The 16191-nt window shown below is 31.8% G+C and carries 18 protein-coding genes; 13 read left to right on the top strand and 5 right to left on the bottom strand.

All coding sequences use genetic code 11. The annotated features are described in order from the left end of the window. The first annotated feature begins 8 nt into the window (after positions 1 to 8). The 4 genes from ACFCYN_RS06330 to ACFCYN_RS06315 all read left to right on the top strand — a co-directional run bounded on the left by ACFCYN_RS06330 (position 9) and on the right by ACFCYN_RS06315 (position 2507). The gene (locus ACFCYN_RS06330) at positions 9 to 647 is read left to right on the top strand and encodes a 3D domain-containing protein (RefSeq protein WP_375948241.1); all 639 of its coding nucleotides are present in this window, start codon (positions 9 to 11) and stop codon (positions 645 to 647) included. A gap of 15 nt (positions 648 to 662) precedes the next feature. Next, positions 663 to 1115, top strand: coding sequence for an SRPBCC family protein (locus ACFCYN_RS06325; RefSeq protein WP_375948239.1), 453 nt, complete (start codon positions 663 to 665; stop codon positions 1113 to 1115). Positions 1116 to 1309: 194 nt separating this feature from the next. Then, the gene (locus ACFCYN_RS06320) at positions 1310 to 1696 is read left to right on the top strand and encodes a PaaI family thioesterase (RefSeq protein WP_375948237.1); all 387 of its coding nucleotides are present in this window, start codon (positions 1310 to 1312) and stop codon (positions 1694 to 1696) included. Positions 1697 to 1949: 253 nt separating this feature from the next. Beyond that, positions 1950 to 2507: a DUF5366 family protein gene (locus ACFCYN_RS06315; protein ID WP_172446117.1), complete on the top strand. Its 558-nt coding sequence runs from the start codon at positions 1950 to 1952 to the stop codon at positions 2505 to 2507. A 52-nt stretch (positions 2508 to 2559) separates the two neighbouring features. On the opposite strand, the gene ACFCYN_RS06310 is transcribed toward ACFCYN_RS06315, so the two are convergent. Next, positions 2560 to 4431 (bottom strand): transglycosylase domain-containing protein, encoded by a 1872-nt coding sequence (locus ACFCYN_RS06310; RefSeq protein ID WP_172446116.1) that lies wholly within the window; start codon positions 4429 to 4431, stop codon positions 2560 to 2562. A 240-nt stretch (positions 4432 to 4671) separates the two neighbouring features. On the opposite strand from ACFCYN_RS06310, the gene kapD reads away from it, so the two are divergent. From kapD to ACFCYN_RS06280, 6 genes are all read left to right on the top strand, one after another. After that, entirely contained in the window at positions 4672 to 5292 is a 621-nt protein-coding gene (gene kapD / locus ACFCYN_RS06305) for a 3'-5' exonuclease KapD (protein ID WP_172446115.1), read from the top strand. A 431-nt stretch (positions 5293 to 5723) separates the two neighbouring features. Further along, positions 5724 to 5906: a hypothetical protein gene (locus ACFCYN_RS06300; RefSeq protein ID WP_098119601.1), complete on the top strand. Its 183-nt coding sequence runs from the start codon at positions 5724 to 5726 to the stop codon at positions 5904 to 5906. Between the two features lie 205 nt (positions 5907 to 6111). Further along, positions 6112 to 6852, top strand: coding sequence for a FixH family protein (locus tag ACFCYN_RS06295; protein ID WP_375948234.1), 741 nt, complete (start codon positions 6112 to 6114; stop codon positions 6850 to 6852). A gap of 75 nt (positions 6853 to 6927) precedes the next feature. Then, the gene (locus ACFCYN_RS06290; RefSeq protein WP_375948232.1) at positions 6928 to 7914 is read left to right on the top strand and encodes a YncE family protein; all 987 of its coding nucleotides are present in this window, start codon (positions 6928 to 6930) and stop codon (positions 7912 to 7914) included. Next, positions 7907 to 8581 carry a response regulator transcription factor gene (locus ACFCYN_RS06285; RefSeq protein ID WP_375948230.1) on the top strand — a complete coding sequence of 225 codons (675 nt, stop codon included), beginning with the start codon at positions 7907 to 7909 and terminating at the stop codon, positions 8579 to 8581. Before ACFCYN_RS06290 ends, ACFCYN_RS06285 begins: the two co-directional genes overlap by 8 nt. Then, a complete protein-coding gene (locus tag ACFCYN_RS06280; protein ID WP_375948228.1) occupies positions 8578 to 9981 on the top strand; it encodes a sensor histidine kinase in 1404 nt (467 codons plus the stop codon). Before ACFCYN_RS06285 ends, ACFCYN_RS06280 begins: the two co-directional genes overlap by 4 nt. Before the next feature lie 168 nt (positions 9982 to 10149). Here ACFCYN_RS06280 and ACFCYN_RS06275 read toward each other — a convergent pair whose 3' ends face one another. Then, a complete protein-coding gene (locus tag ACFCYN_RS06275; RefSeq protein ID WP_375948377.1) occupies positions 10150 to 10986 on the bottom strand; it encodes an alpha/beta fold hydrolase in 837 nt (278 codons plus the stop codon). Positions 10987 to 11307: 321 nt separating this feature from the next. Between ACFCYN_RS06275 and ACFCYN_RS06270 the strand changes: the two genes are divergently transcribed. Next, complete coding sequence (locus ACFCYN_RS06270) at positions 11308 to 11694, top strand: CvfD/Ygs/GSP13 family RNA-binding post-transcriptional regulator (protein WP_098119595.1); 387 nt, start codon at positions 11308 to 11310, stop codon at positions 11692 to 11694. Positions 11695 to 11731: 37 nt separating this feature from the next. On the opposite strand, the gene ACFCYN_RS06265 is transcribed toward ACFCYN_RS06270, so the two are convergent. Next, positions 11732 to 11965 (bottom strand): DUF378 domain-containing protein, encoded by a 234-nt coding sequence (locus ACFCYN_RS06265; protein WP_172446110.1) that lies wholly within the window; start codon positions 11963 to 11965, stop codon positions 11732 to 11734. 193 nt (positions 11966 to 12158) lie between these two features. Here ACFCYN_RS06265 and ACFCYN_RS06260 point away from each other — a divergent pair, with 193 nt between their 5' ends. Next, positions 12159 to 13511 (top strand): glucose-6-phosphate isomerase, encoded by a 1353-nt coding sequence (locus ACFCYN_RS06260; protein WP_375948225.1) that lies wholly within the window; start codon positions 12159 to 12161, stop codon positions 13509 to 13511. A gap of 114 nt (positions 13512 to 13625) precedes the next feature. Next, on the top strand, positions 13626 to 14030 hold the full coding sequence (locus ACFCYN_RS06255; RefSeq protein ID WP_375948223.1) for a YugN-like family protein: 405 nt from the start codon (positions 13626 to 13628) through the stop codon (positions 14028 to 14030). A 59-nt stretch (positions 14031 to 14089) separates the two neighbouring features. Here the strand turns inward: ACFCYN_RS06255 and ACFCYN_RS06250 are convergent, their stop codons facing one another. Both ACFCYN_RS06250 and ACFCYN_RS06245 read right to left on the bottom strand, forming a co-directional pair. Further along, the gene (locus ACFCYN_RS06250) at positions 14090 to 15082 is read right to left on the bottom strand and encodes a potassium channel family protein (protein ID WP_375948221.1); all 993 of its coding nucleotides are present in this window, start codon (positions 15080 to 15082) and stop codon (positions 14090 to 14092) included. A 63-nt stretch (positions 15083 to 15145) separates the two neighbouring features. Continuing rightward, entirely contained in the window at positions 15146 to 15835 is a 690-nt protein-coding gene (locus ACFCYN_RS06245; protein ID WP_098119591.1) for an MgtC/SapB family protein, read from the bottom strand. Positions 15836 to 16191 lie beyond the last annotated feature (356 nt).

The raw sequence follows: 16191 nt of genomic DNA, 5'->3' as shown, positions 1-16191 counted from the left end.
ATGATTCATTGGGTATAAGTAAAAAATTATTTAGTCGAGTTATTTTATCTATTTTATTCATTATTGCTTTGTTTTCGTCTTTTAAAATCCTTGCCAATGTTCAAATAGCTACTATAAAGGATTGGTTTAGTGACGCTATTGTAATAAATAAAGTTTTTGCTGAAGAAAATAAATCAACGATTACAAACGAAAGCATAATGAAAACAATGGCAAAAAACATCGAACATAATACGAATTGGAATAATTATAAAAAGGTAACAGTTACAGCAACAGGATATACAGCTGGAAGAGAATCGACAGGGAAAAGTCCCAAGGACCATTCATACGGAATTACTTATTCAGGTGTGGAAGTAAAGAGGGATTTATTTTCAACTATAGCAGCTGACTTAAATATCTTTCCGATTGGAACGATCTTATTTATTCCTGGATACGGTTATGGCGTCGTAGCTGATAAAGGTGCAGCCGTTAAAGGACATCACTTGGATTTATACTTTCAAACCGTTGGAGATGTATTTGAGCATTGGGGAAAGAAGAAATTAACTGTTTATATCATAAAACAAGGAACTGGAAGATTTACTGAATCAGATTTAAAAGGATTGAATGAACAAAATTCGTTACAAGTATTTAGGCAGCAATCAAAAAATTAGGCTGGTGAATGGACTATGTCAAAAACAACAAATTATAGCTTAACTATTAATGCGCCGATAGAAGCTGTTTTTGAAGTAATCGACTCAGATGAGCACATGAAAAAGTGGATGGATGGGTTTATCGAGAATCAGTATGATGAAAATTATAATAGAGAAAATCCAGTGGGGCATAAATTTAAGCAAAAGCTAAAAGAGGACGAGGAGATTCAAGAATACGAAGGAGAAATCATTTCATATAAACCTCCAAAAGAGCTTAGCGTCCGTTTAAAGCATTCTAATTTTACTGTTGATGCTATCTATCACCTATCTTCTATAGGAGCTAATCAAACCAATTTAGACTATGAGTGTAAATTGGAAATGGAATCAATGATGGGCTTCATATTCAGTTGGTTTGAAAAACGAATTTTAGTTAAACAATTAGATCGATTAAAAAAATATGCAGAAGAACGTTTTGATGGTGTACTATAAACAAAATACCCCTTGCAATTTTTAGCAAGGGGTATTATAACGTAGACCTGGTTATTTTCTTGTTTAAAAGGAAAATCTTTTAATTATCTCGAATTTAAAATAAGTGAATTTTTATTATAAAATAGAAGTAGTTGAACTTATGTGCCCAACTACTGGTATTAAAACAGAAATGATAAACGAGAGGCGGAGAATAAATGGAGGAGAAAATGACCTTAATGCATGCTTTAGGTATGACGATCGAGTCGGTTGAAGAGGGAAAAGTAGTGATGAAAATGGAAGTAACTGACAAAGTACATCAACCATTCGGTTATTTACACGGAGGTGCTTCAGTTGCTTTAGCTGAAACAGTTGCAAGTGTAGGGACGTTTTCGATGATTGATCAAGAGAATCAACTTGCTTTTGGTCTTGAAATTAACGCAAATCATCTTAGATCTGTACGTGATGGGGTTGTAACTGCTATTGGAACTGCAGTACATACTGGTAAAACGACAATGGTTTGGGATATAAAAATCTATTCTGAGGATGAGCAATTGATTTGTATCTCAAGATGTACAGTTGCTATTAAAGATAAACGAAATTAATTTAATGCGCTGTTAAATTACTTTTGTAATTTAGCAGCTTTTTTTGTACATTCAGCTAACAAGTCAATTCATACCTAAATACGAAATTTAAACGGACTAATTCTTAAAAGAAAAAAATCGTCAAAATTATGACAAACTTATGGTAAAATAATTAAGTTGTGTATATAAAATTTCGAAGAGAAGCGAGACATCCTCTACTTAAGGATTTGATCATTTAAAAACTTCTTGAGATAGAGAAGAAAGGAGACATTCGATGAAAAATATATATTACACGGGCTTTAATGCACTTTTATCAATAATTATGTTTACAGTCGCGATTACACTAAACTTCTTTCAATTGGCTATAAACTTCTTATCAGTATCTGGTATTCTACAGCCACTTACAGATATTCTTCCAGAAAAGGAAATTAGAATTCTTACATTTATAGGTATCGCATTTCTTTTCTATTTAGTTTTGAGTGGATTCAAATTAATTTCTGATATGATCTGGCAATTTGCTTTACTGCTATTTTCGAAGGATAACGAAGGAGTAGACTTATTAGCAACTAAAAAGTACTCTTTTGTCTTTTTAATAGGTGGATTAATTGCTATATTTTTAAATAAATCTTTAGTGTATATTGCTATTGTTTTAATAGTAGCAGTAATTGCATTTTATATCTTATTTTTAATTAAGCAAAAATCTAACTACACAATTATAGGGGTTATAGGTTTTATCATGATCCAATTAATCATTTGGGGATTAGTTGGTAGCGGAGTAGTATATGGCGCATTTACACTTTTAGCTAAGTTTAAAACTTCAATGCCATTTTAAAAAAAGTAGCACTTTTGAATGAATCAAAAGTGCTACTTTTTTTGTTTATAGATTAATATAGTCGACCATTTACAACGATATATTGCCAAATTCGTTGAGTAGGTGGGTAAGAATAGTTTTTTGGTATTGGAATTCTTTGCTTATCATTACCAATCCACGTACCAACCGTATAATTTGAAGTTAATCCCATGAACCATAGATTCGTATTATCGTTCGTTGTACCTGTTTTACCACCTATATAGTTCAGTGGCATATAAATATGTCTAGCAGTACCGTCTTTTACTACAGAGTTTAACATGCTTCTCATTGTTTCGTTCGTTGACGGATTGTATACACGAACTGATCTTGGTTCGTTTTCGTATAAGACTGTGCCATCTCTTAATGTAATCTTTTTAATCGCACTATTTTGATAGTATACGCCATTATTACCAAATGTGGAGTATGCTTCTGTCATTTCTAAAGGCGACATACCGATATTGAAGCCACCAAGAGCACGGCCTAGTTCCATTCGGTCTTCCGTTGTAATCTTGTTAAAACCATATTTATCTAAATATGTGTATCCAACGCGTGGTGTAAGCTGTTCATATAATCTAACTGCCGCAGTATTATATGAATTCTGCATAGCAGTACGGATTGTTACATCTCCGTATTCTTTCTTACTATCATTTTTCGGACAATATGTGCCTTTACAATAGTTATCTGCGTTTACTTTTGTATCTGGTGTAGCACCAAATGTTTCAATATATGGTGCATATACTAATAATGGTTTAATTGTCGAGCCCGGTTGTCTATAAGACTGGAACGCTCGATTTAGACTATGAGGTTCATAGTCTCTTCCACCTGAAATTGCAACAATTTCATGTGTATCATTTTTTACTACAACTGCTGCGCCTTGCGTATTCGTTGAAATTGTTCCTTGATTAACTGCGCTGACCGTAACTTGCTGTATTGATGGATTTAAGCTTGTGTAGATTTTCAAGCCCTGATTTTGTAAATATAACGCTCTTTCATCAGGCGTTTTTAGTTTCTTTAACTCAGTTTGCTGTGCTGCTAATAGTTTACTAGTATTAAATTTTCCTTTTTTACCAGCTAAAATTCTTTTAAGTTCAGAATCCACATAAGAATAATAATCGGGATATTCCTGTGTTTTACTATCTTTCTTTAAAGTAATTTTTTCTTTCATTGCAGCTGTATATTGTTTTTCAGTTATTTTCCCTTGATCTCTAAGTATACCCAAGATTCTTTCTTGGCGTTTTTTAGCATTATTAAAGTTTCTCAAAGGATCATATAAAGTCGGGTTATTTGGAATTGTACAAACGAAAGCCGTTTGAGCAATACTCAAATCTTTAACTGATTTGCTGAAGTATGCTTTACTAGCAGCTTCAATTCCATAATTTCGATTTGCAAAATAAATTGTATTAATGTACATTTCTAAAATTTGATCTTTAGTGTACTGTTTTTCTAATTGAAGTGAGATTTGAATCTCTTTTATTTTGCGTTCTACAGTTCGTGCTTGAGTTAAATATAAATTTCGTGCAAGCTGCTGTGTAATCGTACTAGCTCCTTGTTCTATTCCACTATTGGACACATTCACCATAAATGCCCTAGCAACACCAAATAAATCTATACCTTTATGTGAATAAAAATATCGATCTTCGGTAGAAATAAAAATATCCTTTACTAGCTGAGGAATTTCACTGCTTTTTAAATTTATTCTATTATCACCAGAAGCAGGTATATAAAAAGGATTGTTGTTTCGGTCATAAAAAACACTGTTCTGTGATAAAGAAACTACAGGTAATTCTTCAACCTTCTTTTTGGGAATATTTTTTGAAGTCTCATATGCCATCATAGCTTGCTGAGATGTGAAATAAAAGACAAGAAAGCTTATTATAATAATAATAAATCCAATAATTTTCTTCATAATAGCCCTCTATCTACTTTCGATTTTTTAATTCGTTTAAAATTAATTAAACGAACGTATATTATTTTAACACGATTTTTCATCTTGATGGGCATCTTATGTTATTTTTTACACAAATTGGTTGTATTAATAAAATAAGTAAATAAGTAGAAAATAGTCAAATTGTCTTACTTGAATATTCGTTAATCATATAAGACAATAAGGAAAAATCAGAAAATTTATTTTTCTGGAGGTGAGGTAATGAAAGAGCAGTTCCTATTTATTGATTTTGAATTTACAATGCCAGATGGAAAATCAAAAGGGATCAAATTTTTTCCGGAAATTATTGAAGTTGGTTTTGTAAGTGTTATTAATGACGAGATTAATCAAACTTATTCTTCTTTTGTTAAACCGCTTCAGTTTCCATTGTTATCCTCAAGATGTAAAAGGTTTCTAAATATTTCACAAGAGAATGTTGATAATGGAATACAATTAAAAGAACTTGGTGAGATATTAAATGAAGCGACAAAGAATTATAGAACGACAGTCATCACTTGGGGCAATATGGATATGAGGGTACTAAAACACAATTGTGAAGCTGCATCTATTTCGTTCCCGATTAATGGTGAAGTAAGAGACTTATGCCTCGAGTATAAAACTTTCTTTGGAAACCAAAATCAAACGGGTTTATGGAACGCAATGAAAGAATATGGAAAAGATGGAACTGGAAATCACCATAAAGCACTAGATGATGCTTTAACTACGTATCATATTTATAAATTAGTAGAAAAAGATAAGCAATATATGAAAAAGCCTGCTCCAGCGACTTTAGGAGACTTAGTTGACTTTTCATTATTAAAGAAAAGAATATCTTCATATTAAAAACCAATTGATTTTAAATCAGTTGGTTTTTTATTTTGTTGATAGAGAAGTTAGATAATAATATGGTAAGATTATTTGTTGATAATTGAGTTGAGTATTGTAGATTTCCACTACAGGATGCTCGCTTTCTATTGGGCGAGACCTGATCGGCTGTGCCTGTCGGGTCTTAGGTTCCCGCATTTCCCATAGGAGTCGGGCACCCTTTCGTTCCAATCAAATATACATAAAAAAGTTTACAATAAAATGCTCTAGAAAAATTACTAACTTAAATAAAACAGTATTTATTTTGGCCCATCTTAGGTGACTCATTTTTTTAATTAAATTAATTTCAAAAGCTTTTTCGAAAGAGAGATTTTTTTAATTAGAGAATACTCATTTTACTTTGATTATTTTAGGATACTTTGTATAATTGCAGTGGGAGTGATGGGACTATGATGGAGTTTTTATATTTTCCTGAAGATAAAACAGAGTATATTCCTGCCGTTATTTCATTAATTATTTTTATGATTGGTGCTTTTATTACGTTTTATCTAATTAAAAGAGCATCGGCAAAGGAAGAAAAGCGTATAACAGAATTAATGGAATCAAAAGAAAAAAAAGCATTACGTGAATAAAATAATTCAAAATGGGGACTTACTAAGGAAGGTCTCTTTTTTTTGGAGAAGTTTATCACATTTTCATCACATCTATGTGTTAGATTGTTTTTGTCATTTTATTTTGCTATATAGATATTTTCTCTATCGAGTTTACTTTAAAACTGTTTAAAACATTAAGATAAGTGATCTGTTTAACTCGGCAGAATTATAGGAGGTAATACATATGAAAAAGGTACTAAGCTTATTAATTGTCAGTATTATGATGACTGCTGGTTGTTCTAACGCGAAGAATCAAGATGCAGTCGAAAAACCGGTTGATGTAAATATTCTTCTTCCTACATCAGCTATTAATTTAAATAAAGAAGTTACACTTCGCGCTGAAGTGAGCCAGAATAATAAAGCAGTTACTGATGCAGATGAAGTTCAATTTGAAATTGGTAAAACAGGTGAAGATAGTATGGCTATGCTAGATGCAAAAAATGGTGAAGATGGTATTTATTCAGCAAACTATAAATTTACAGATCCAGGTGATTACTATGTAATTGCTCACGTGACTGCTAGAGATCAGCATTCGATGCCTAAAATGGACTTTAAAGTTCCTGCTACTACTTCATCTAATAGTGAAACTGGAAAAAGTGAACATGAATCTCATAGTGGAGATGACCACCATAGCGATCTAATGATTCATTTAATGGGTATCGAGAATCTTGATGTAAACAAAGAAAATGTTTTTACGATTCATTTGATGACGAATGATGGAAAAGCACTTGAAAAAGCGAACGTTCGAATTGAAACATGGAAAGATGAGAATGGAAAGCACGATTATACAGATGCAAAAGAAGTTGCACCTGGTGAATATGAGGTTAAGTACACGTTTAAAGATAAAGGAACAAACACTGTAAAGGTTCATGTTGAAAAAGGCGAATTACATGACCATACTGAAAAAGAAGTTACAGTAAATTAAATAAGAACGAAGGCTATCCTATCTTTGATAAAAGGATAGCTTCTTTTATATGATTACTTTATGGGGGGAAGTATTTTGAATCGAATTGCTTTCGTTAGCACACTCGTTCTTTTCTTGTTCTGTACGGGCTGTTTTCCAAATAAAATGTCGCATATTAAGGATTCTGAAAATGTACTCATCTCGATAAATAAAAAAGTAGGTAGTTTAACTTTTCTTGATCCACATGACTTACATAAAGTAGCAGATTGGGATTTAAATAGAGATGTCAGTGGAGCGGCTTTATTGCAAAATGAAAAGGATATTGCAGTATATCATCCAGTAGATCCTAATATAGATATTTACCATCTTTCAACTGGTGAAAAGGTCAAGAGTTGGAAGGCCGGTGTTGGTATTACGAATATGATTTCTTTAAAGAGTAATCATACGATTGCTGTAACGAATGGAAAAAAGAATACGATAACTTTTTTTGATCAAAAGGGTATCGTGCTTAAACAATTGAATATAGGTAAAAATCCTATCTCTATGGTTGAAGATACGACTCACCATAAACTATTTGTTAGTTTATTTAACGAGAGAAAAGTGATTAATATTAACTTAGACAACTATAAAGTAGAACAAACGATTGAAGTACCAAATACATCAATTGGTCTAATATTAAATAATGACGCTTCTGAATTATTTGTTGGTGGACACGGAAATGGCGAAAGTGAAAATGAAGATGTGAAAGTATACTCGACTACTACTGGCAAGAAACAAAAGTCACTTCATACTCCTCTAATGCCGATATCTTTTTTTAAAAATGATGACGGATTGTTTACAATAGCTCATGGTACAAATCAAATTTATAAGTTAGATCCTACCGTTGTAAATCAGACTAAATTTATTGAAGTTGGCTCGAACCCATATGCAGCAATTGGATTTAAACATTCAGCGTATGCAGCTAGTTATGATTTAAATAAATTGTACCAAATAAATACTAAAACGATGAAAATTGAAAAAGAAGCGGCAGTAGGGAGAGGACCTTTCCAATTATTGTTAAGAGAGGGCATTCGACATGAGTGATAGAAGGATATTAATTGTTGATGATGAACAAGAAATTTGTCAATTAGTTGGAATGTATTTAGAAAACAGCGGGTATAGTTGGGACCAAGCAATTAATGGTGAAACAGCATTGAATAAAATTAGCCAATCAAACTATGATTTAATTATTTTAGATATTATGATGCCGATTATGGACGGCTGGGCACTTTGTAAACAAATTAGAGAGACATCAAATGTTCCTGTTATTTTCTTAACTGCAAAAGGTGAGGAATGGGATAAGGTAAATGGGTTAAAAATGGGAGCGGATGACTACATCGTAAAACCATTTAGCCCTAGTGAATTAATTGCAAGAGTTGATGCTGTGCTAAGAAGAACAAAAAACTCGGATTCTTCTATATTTCATATTGGTCAGATAAAAATCAATGAAAAAGCCCGGAATGTTTTTGTATCTGATAAACCATTATCACTTACGTTGAAAGAATATGATTTATTGCTATTTTTTTGTAAGCATCAAGATTATGTTTTTAGCCGCGAACAAATCTTAGAAAAGGTTTGGGGATTTGATTATTTCGGAACAGCTAGAACAGTTGATACACATATAAAAACATTGAGAATTAAGCTTGGACAGGACGCAGATTATATTTCTACAGTTTGGGGTGTAGGATATAAATTTGGGATAAACGGATGAGGAAAATAGCAAATTCTCTTTCATTTTTACAGAAGCTATGGCTAACAATCTGCTTAATGGTAATCTGTACAACGATCTTTTTCTTTTTAATGTTTCAGTTTGCATATAAGCAATTATATGTTTCATATGTTCGTTCAACTTTAATTCAGGAAGGTACTAACTTAGTAAAACACTATCATCAAACAAATAATGTTGATGACTTTTCAAAATTTGTTTCAAAATTTGATGCTGTTTCAAATGCAAGTGTTTTATTTATTAGTAATCCGAGAGACTTAAGTGCATGTATCCCATACAATGTCAGTCATGAATCGTTTATCACTGAAGACGATCGCGAAACTTTATTAAAAGGAAAAGTAATTACGAAGACAGGATTTGAAAAAAGATTTAAGCATCAAATAATCGGTGTCGTAGTTCCAGTTGTAAAAAAAGAAAAACTTGAAGGGATTATTTATTTAAATCTACCTTTAAGGAGTATTACCGAACTAATCCAACAATCAAAATGGATTTTTATGATTAATACATTGCTATTTGCTTTCATTATTCTTTTAATCGGCAGAAGTATAATAAAACAAATGATTAAGCCGTTATCTAGAATGGAACAAATCTCATATAAAATGGCAAATGGTGATTACACGGAGCGTATCCACTATAATAGTGGTGATGAAGTAGGTAAACTAGCTTTTGCATTTAATTCAATGTCTGATTCTTTACAAAAAGAAGATGAAAATAGAAAAGAGTTTTTAGCTAATGTTTCTCATGAACTAAGAACGCCGTTAAGTTATGTAAAAGGATATAGTGAAGCAATATTAGATGGAGTAATAAAACAAGAACAACAACTAAAGTATGTTGGCATCATTCAAAAAGAAGCAAGTCGAATGCAAAGATTAGTAAGGGATCTTCTTGATTTAGCTACTTTAGATGGACAACAGTTTCCATTAAATAAAGAGCCGAACGTAATTGCGCAATTAATTGAAGATACAATCGAAACATATTCACAAATACTAATAGAGCGGGGTATTACAATTCAAAAGAATTTAGATGAATCGATCATTGCTAACGTTGATCCAGACCGTTTCCAACAAGTTATACACAATTTAATAGATAATGCAGTTCGTTATACACCTTCGGGAAAAAGCATTTATATCAATTTATCTCAAGATAAACAAGTAACTCTGGAGATTATCGATGAAGGTAAAGGGATTCCAGTCGAAGAGATTCCGCATTTAGGGGAAAGGTTCTATCGTGTAGATAAAGCAAGGTCTAGAAATGAAGGTGGAACAGGATTAGGATTGGCGATCGTAAAGCATATTATTGACCAGCACAACGGTAAAATAAAATTTATGAATAGTGATGGTAAAGGTTTAAAGGTTATAATTACTTTGCCAGTATTTGAATTATAAAAGCCATATTCAAGCTCTAAAAAATTCTCTGAATGGATTGGTTAGTATCTCCAGTTTAAAAGCTAACGTGCACAATCAAAATTTAGATACAAAAATGAGTTATTATTACAATAAAAAAGGGGTGTCTATATGTCAGTTTACCTGACTTATGAGACAGCCCTTTTTTATTTATATAAAATTTGATATACGATCATAAATATGTTCGGGAATTTCTTCAGGAATTAAGTGTCCGGCTTCTGGATAAGTAAATAATGTTGAATGTTTTAAATCACGATGTAATCTTTCCCCAACCGCTAATGGAACTACTTTATCTTTTTCACCCCAAATTAAAAGTGTTGGTACAGATATATCTTGTAAATCTGCAGGACTCAAATCTCCTTCTCGATCACGGATCATCTTAGTTAGCGCCCTAAAAATTTCATCTTGCATAAAAGGCTCCTGGTAGCCATTTATCATTTCATCATCGATTAGCTTTTGATCATGAACAACTGATATTAGAGAATTGACAACTCCTTGTTTAGCTAAATTCCTCTTTATATAAAGATAGAAAAAAGGAAAATAAGATGAAATGATTAGGTGAGGATTTGCTCTGCCTAAATAACCAGAGCTACATAATAAAATCACTTTGTTAACAAGTTCTGGTTTTTTCTTCGTTACATATAATGCTATCTGTCCGCCCATTGAATGTCCGACTAAATAGATGTTTTCCAACTTCAAATGATTCACAAGTGAGATTACTACATTAGCGAAGTTATCATACGAATATTTAAAGTTTAATTGCTTACCACTTTTACCGAATGGAGGTAGGTCGATAACGACAACAACATGTTCTTTTGAGATAAATGGTATCAGCCTACGATAACTAAAGCAAGATGACAAAAATCCGTGAATTAATACAAATACTTTTGAATCTTGCTTATTAAAATTGTGGTATCCGTATAGTTCATAATAAACATCAAGACCAGAAATCTTATATGTCGACTGTATTGTTCCAGAATGATTCATCATCCAAACTCTCCTTTAAGTTTTTGGATTATTATGTCCAAACGGAAGGAATACATTCTAATCTTAATAATGCTCCGTATGTCACCATATGTTATGTAAATCACTAAAATACTTTTAAATTATAAGTTTTTCGTCAATTCTAATAAACATAAGTAATTATTTAAAAAAAAATGAAATAGCCCAACCTTTAAAGTGACTATAATACAATAAGGGAATTTCAAAGGTAGTATCTCATATAAGCCTTATAGCAAACTTTAAAAGTTGGTCTGTGTGTGCTAAAATTTAGTTAGTGGAATTGAACGAAAATTAGGAGTGTTTTGAATGGCACAAAACTACAATATTGGAAAAGTTTACACTGGTAAAGTAACAGGGATTCAAACGTATGGTGCCTTTATTTCACTTGATCACCAAACACAAGGACTAGTACATATTTCCGAAATTATTAATGGATATGTTCGAGATATTCGAGACTATATTTCTGTTGGGCAGTTAGTAAATGTACGTGTACTGTCTATTGATGAGATGACAGGAAAAATTAGTTTGTCTTTAAAAGGAGCAAGTATCGATCAAGGATTTAATGGTGAAGAAAATTTAAAACATGCAGCTCGATTATTAAGAGAATTAAAACCAGATGGATTTAGCACCCTGCATAAAAAATTAAATGAATGGCTTCATGTTGAGATGAAGAAAGAAAATATGACGAATTAAAAAGGAAGGGCATACCCTTCCTTTTTGTTGTGTATATCTATCTAACTTCGTTTGTCTCAGGATGTGTTCCTAGCTCTTCTGAAGGTTTGAATAGTAAGCCAAGGTTAATTAGTCCTGAAATACCAACGATACCATATATAATTCGAGCAAAAGCAGAATCAGCACCACCAAAAATTGCTGCTACTAAATCAAATTGAAAAAATCCGATTAAACCCCAGTTTATAGCTCCAACAATTGTAAAAATAAGTGCAATACGTTGTAATGTACTCATAATAGGTTAACCTCCTTTTTATGACCTTCAAAAATAGTATCCCTCATTTGATTTTGATTATGTACATAGGTGAAAAATTATCATTTTGATTCTTGTTAAAATTTTCACATAAATTTAATTGTATTTACTTGCTTTCAATTATTTAATTAGGTACATTGTAAAGGTATTACAACTATTTAAGGAGGTTTGATGTATGACTTCTCATATTAAATTTGACTATTCAAAAGCAAAAATGTTTTTTCAAGATCACGAAATTGCATATTTAAGAGATGCAGTGAAGTTATTTCACCATACGATTCATGAAAAAACTGGTGCAGGTAGCGACTATCTAGGATGGGTAGAGTTACCGAATGACTATGACAAAGAGGAATTTTCTCGAATCCAAAAGTCAGCAGAGAAAATCAAATCAGATTCAGACGTTCTTTTAGTAATCGGAATTGGTGGATCATATTTAGGTGCACGTGCAGCAATTGAAATGTTACAGCATTCGTTTTTTAACATTGCATCTAAAGAAGAAAGAAAAGCACCTCAAGTGTTCTTCGTAGGAAATAATATTAGTTCTACATACATGCATGATTTAATTCAAGTTTTAAAAGATAAAGATTTCTCAATCAATGTTATTTCAAAATCTGGGACAACTACTGAACCAGCAATTGCATTCCGTATTTTTAGAAAGCTGCTGGAAGAAAAGTATGGTGTTGAAGAAGCTAAAAACCGTATTTATGCTACAACTGATAAAGCGCGCGGTGCATTAAAAACTGTTGCGGACGAAAAAGGATACGAAACATTTGTTATTCCTGATGATGTAGGTGGACGCTACTCAGTTTTAACAGCAGTAGGTTTATTACCAATCGCAGCAGCAGGTATTGATATTGAACAAATGATGAAGGGTGCTCAAGATGCATATAACGAGTACAGCACTTCAGAATTGGAAGATAATCAAGCTTATCAATATGCAGTTGTAAGAAATGTTTTATATAACAAAGGTAAAACAATTGAAATGCTTGTTAATTATGAACCATCATTACAATACTTTGGTGAATGGTGGAAGCAATTATTTGGAGAGAGTGAAGGGAAAGACCAAAAAGGGATCTATCCATCTTCAGCAAACTTTTCAACAGATTTACATTCTCTTGGTCAATATGTTCAAGAAGGTCGACGTGATTTATTTGAGACAGTATTATCTGTTGAAACGCCACGTCATGAACTAACAATTGAATTAGAGGATAATGATTCTGACGGATTAAACTATCTTGCAGGTAAAACTGTTGATTTTGTAAATAAAAAAGCATTTGAAGGAACAATACTAGCACACGCTGATGGTGGAGTACCAAATCTAATTGTTACATTACCGAAATTAGATGAATATACTTTTGGCTATACAGTATACTTCTTTGAACTTGCTTGTGCCATGAGCGGATACTTACTTGGTGTAAATCCTTTCGATCAACCAGGTGTTGAAGCATATAAGAAAAACATGTTTGCATTATTAGGAAAACCAGGTTTTGAAGAACTGAAAATGCAATTAGAAGAACGTTTAAAATAATAAAAAACCGTTGTTAAATTTACTTTAACAACGGTTTTTTTTATGGATTTAAAATTTAAATTCATGTTTTTAGTTAAGTAAGAAAATACTATTCAAAAAGGAGGAGAAAAGCATATGTATCCTTTAAAGTCAAAATTAGAGAATGAAATATTTCCGCTTAATGATATTGAGGGGAAATTAAAAAATCATGGGTTTGTTATTGGAGCAAATTGGGACTATGATCATGGAAGTTTTGATTTATTAATGCAAGATGACGACGGGTATCAGTACTTAAGAATTCCATTCAATGTCACTTCAGGATCCTTAGATATGGATGGAGCAGTTATTCAATTTGAGTCTCCATTTTTACTAACACACGTTTATAATGAGGGACTTGATGATAATATTGGTTATGAAGGGAATTTAACTGGATCTTTAAACCAGTTTCAAGAACCGATAGATCCAGATGCTAAAGTGCCTAGAAAATATCAAATTAAAGGGTTTGAAATTCTTAAGAAAATTGAAGATGAACTTTTATAAAAAAAAGAGCCAAATCATAAAATTATGATTGGCTCTTTTTAATTAAGTAGAAATTATGCTTAATTAAGTAAGATTAGGAAATCATCTTTAGCAATCTGAATACTTTTATCAGGTTTAATAATTGTTTGTTTATCCCGGATTATACCAATAATCATTTTATCGTTGTCTAATTCTTCTATTACAATGTCATAATAGAATTTTCCAATCATTTTTTGATCAACATTTAATATTTTAACTGTAAATGATTCTAATTGATTTGTTAGTTTAAGTACTACATCTGAGTAACCTTTATGCATTATCGATCCTGACATAACAAATGAAGTTAGTAAATGAGCTTCAATAATTTCATTGGCACCAGCGCGATATGCGTTTATTACTTGATTTTTCGTTAAGATTTCTGCAATACAGTGAATCGATTGATTAACGCCTTTTGCTGCAATGATTGTTAAAATTGTTTGCATATCTGCTTCTTGTTCATTTTTATTTTGATCTGCTGTAATTAATATTGTATTAGCAAATTTAAAATTTGCCTTTTCTAAAACTGAATCGTTGGAAGCAGAGCCTTTTACAAAATGCACTTTCCCTAACTCTGGAGGTAATAGTTCTAGGCTTTCATCTATTAATACGATATGGGTAGAAATTGAAGAAGCGTGCAATTGGTTAATTACATTCTTAACTCGTTCGTTCCAACCAACGATTACAATATGGTTCTTTTTTGAAAATGTAAGTGCACCTCTAAAATCTGCGTCTTGATTTCGAAAAGTTTGAGCTGTGAATGAAATCATATAATAAGAACCGAATCCGGTACCTAATAAAATTAATATAACGGCAAAAAAACGTCCAACTGGAGAAAGAGGTACATAATCACCATAACCTACTGTAAACGTAGTAACAATTGACCACCACATTCCATCCCAAACAGTTGGAAACGTAAAAGGTTCTGCATAATGAATAATTGTTCCAAATATAGCAATCAATGATAATAAAATGACTGTAATTTTAAATAATGTATAGGATTTAAAATAGATTGGCTGGTTACGAAATACTTTCAAGCTTATTCCTCCATCGCAATTTCGTAACACTTATTTTTACCAATAAATAATAAGTTATCACTATTATATACTCTCTATTTCAATTCCACGGATGTTCTCTATTTGTTCAATGTCATAATAAATTTCTGTTGTTCTTCGTTTATTAAACACTAGTAATTTCATTTGTATATAATGCTCATCATTATTTAAGCCCTTTATTTTAATATTTTTAACTGTTATATCTTGCGCAGTTATTTGATCAATCACAATATTTATATTTTCTTTTCCTATAACTGTTAGCTTTAGGCTTATATCTCTTTCTTTTAATTTTTTTGGACCGAGTTTGTTTATTAAATAAGGAATTAATTCAACACTGATAATTAATAACCCAACTCCAGCAAATGCTGCGGCATAAAAACCAGCCCCAACAATTATTCCGATACCTGAAGCTCCCCAAATCATTGCAGCTGTTGTTAGGCCAGCGATTGTATCGTTACCTCTGCGAAGAATAACGCCAGCTCCAAGAAAACCAATTCCCGATACTATTTGGGCTGGTAAGCGTAATGGATCCATGGAGATATTTAAAAAGTCGCTGCTATGGAATGTATAGGCTGAACTAATTGAAGCAATTGTTAATAGGCAACTCATTATTGAAATGACTAGGCATGTTTTTAAACCAAGAGGTTTTCTTTTTAATTCTCTTTCTAAACCAATAACGGAACCTAGCATTGCTGATATAAGCAATTTTACGAGAATGTCTGGTTGTAGATCCATTTTCTAAACCCCTTTTCTATATAGTTTATGGCTAATTCGACATGTGGTATTACACTTCCTTCGTAGTTAAAATAAATTTTTTTCTTTTTTTATAAAAAAAACTAAAAAAGAGCTTGTCATATTCTAAATGCGATGTTATATTTATATACGTCGCCAAGATGGTTCGACAAAAAGAAACAAAGAAATAAAAAAAATGAAAAACATGTTGACTCGATGTTGAAGAGATGTTAATATGAAAAAGTCGCTAAAGACGCGATGATTTGAACTTTGAAAACTAAACAAAACATGAAGTAAACGTCAATTATTAGTTTTTTGAGCAATACAAGATTTAAACTTAACTTTTATGGAGAGTTTGA

It is taken from the genome of Gottfriedia sp. NPDC056225 (assembly GCF_042267765.1).
In the GTDB taxonomy this organism is placed as follows: Bacteria; Bacillota; Bacilli; order Bacillales; family Bacillaceae_G; genus Gottfriedia.
This window is presented reverse-complemented; position numbering and strand designations above follow the sequence as displayed.

Excerpts from the sequence above, each read along its gene's own strand:
- ACFCYN_RS06260 (WP_375948225.1), top strand. The coding sequence starts at position 12,159 with ATGACTTCTCATATTAAATTTGACTATTCAAAAGCAAAAATGTTTTTT.
- ACFCYN_RS06255 (WP_375948223.1), top strand. The coding sequence starts at position 13,626 with ATGTATCCTTTAAAGTCAAAATTAGAGAATGAAATATTTCCGCTTAAT.
- ACFCYN_RS06325 (WP_375948239.1), top strand. The coding sequence starts at position 663 with ATGTCAAAAACAACAAATTATAGCTTAACTATTAATGCGCCGATAGAA.
- ACFCYN_RS06275 (WP_375948377.1), bottom strand. The coding sequence starts at position 10,986 with ATGAATCATTCTGGAACAATACAGTCGACATATAAGATTTCTGGTCTT.
- ACFCYN_RS06310 (WP_172446116.1), bottom strand. The coding sequence starts at position 4,431 with ATGAAGAAAATTATTGGATTTATTATTATTATAATAAGCTTTCTTGTC.
- ACFCYN_RS06265 (WP_172446110.1), bottom strand. The coding sequence starts at position 11,965 with ATGAGTACATTACAACGTATTGCACTTATTTTTACAATTGTTGGAGCT.
- ACFCYN_RS06315 (WP_172446117.1), top strand. The coding sequence starts at position 1,950 with ATGAAAAATATATATTACACGGGCTTTAATGCACTTTTATCAATAATT.
- ACFCYN_RS06295 (WP_375948234.1), top strand. The coding sequence starts at position 6,112 with ATGAAAAAGGTACTAAGCTTATTAATTGTCAGTATTATGATGACTGCT.
- ACFCYN_RS06245 (WP_098119591.1), bottom strand. The coding sequence starts at position 15,835 with ATGGATCTACAACCAGACATTCTCGTAAAATTGCTTATATCAGCAATG.
- ACFCYN_RS06280 (WP_375948228.1), top strand. The coding sequence starts at position 8,578 with ATGAGGAAAATAGCAAATTCTCTTTCATTTTTACAGAAGCTATGGCTA.
- ACFCYN_RS06320 (WP_375948237.1), top strand. The coding sequence starts at position 1,310 with ATGGAGGAGAAAATGACCTTAATGCATGCTTTAGGTATGACGATCGAG.
- ACFCYN_RS06300 (WP_098119601.1), top strand. The coding sequence starts at position 5,724 with ATGATGGAGTTTTTATATTTTCCTGAAGATAAAACAGAGTATATTCCT.
- kapD (WP_172446115.1), top strand. The coding sequence starts at position 4,672 with ATGAAAGAGCAGTTCCTATTTATTGATTTTGAATTTACAATGCCAGAT.
- ACFCYN_RS06285 (WP_375948230.1), top strand. The coding sequence starts at position 7,907 with ATGAGTGATAGAAGGATATTAATTGTTGATGATGAACAAGAAATTTGT.
- ACFCYN_RS06270 (WP_098119595.1), top strand. The coding sequence starts at position 11,308 with ATGGCACAAAACTACAATATTGGAAAAGTTTACACTGGTAAAGTAACA.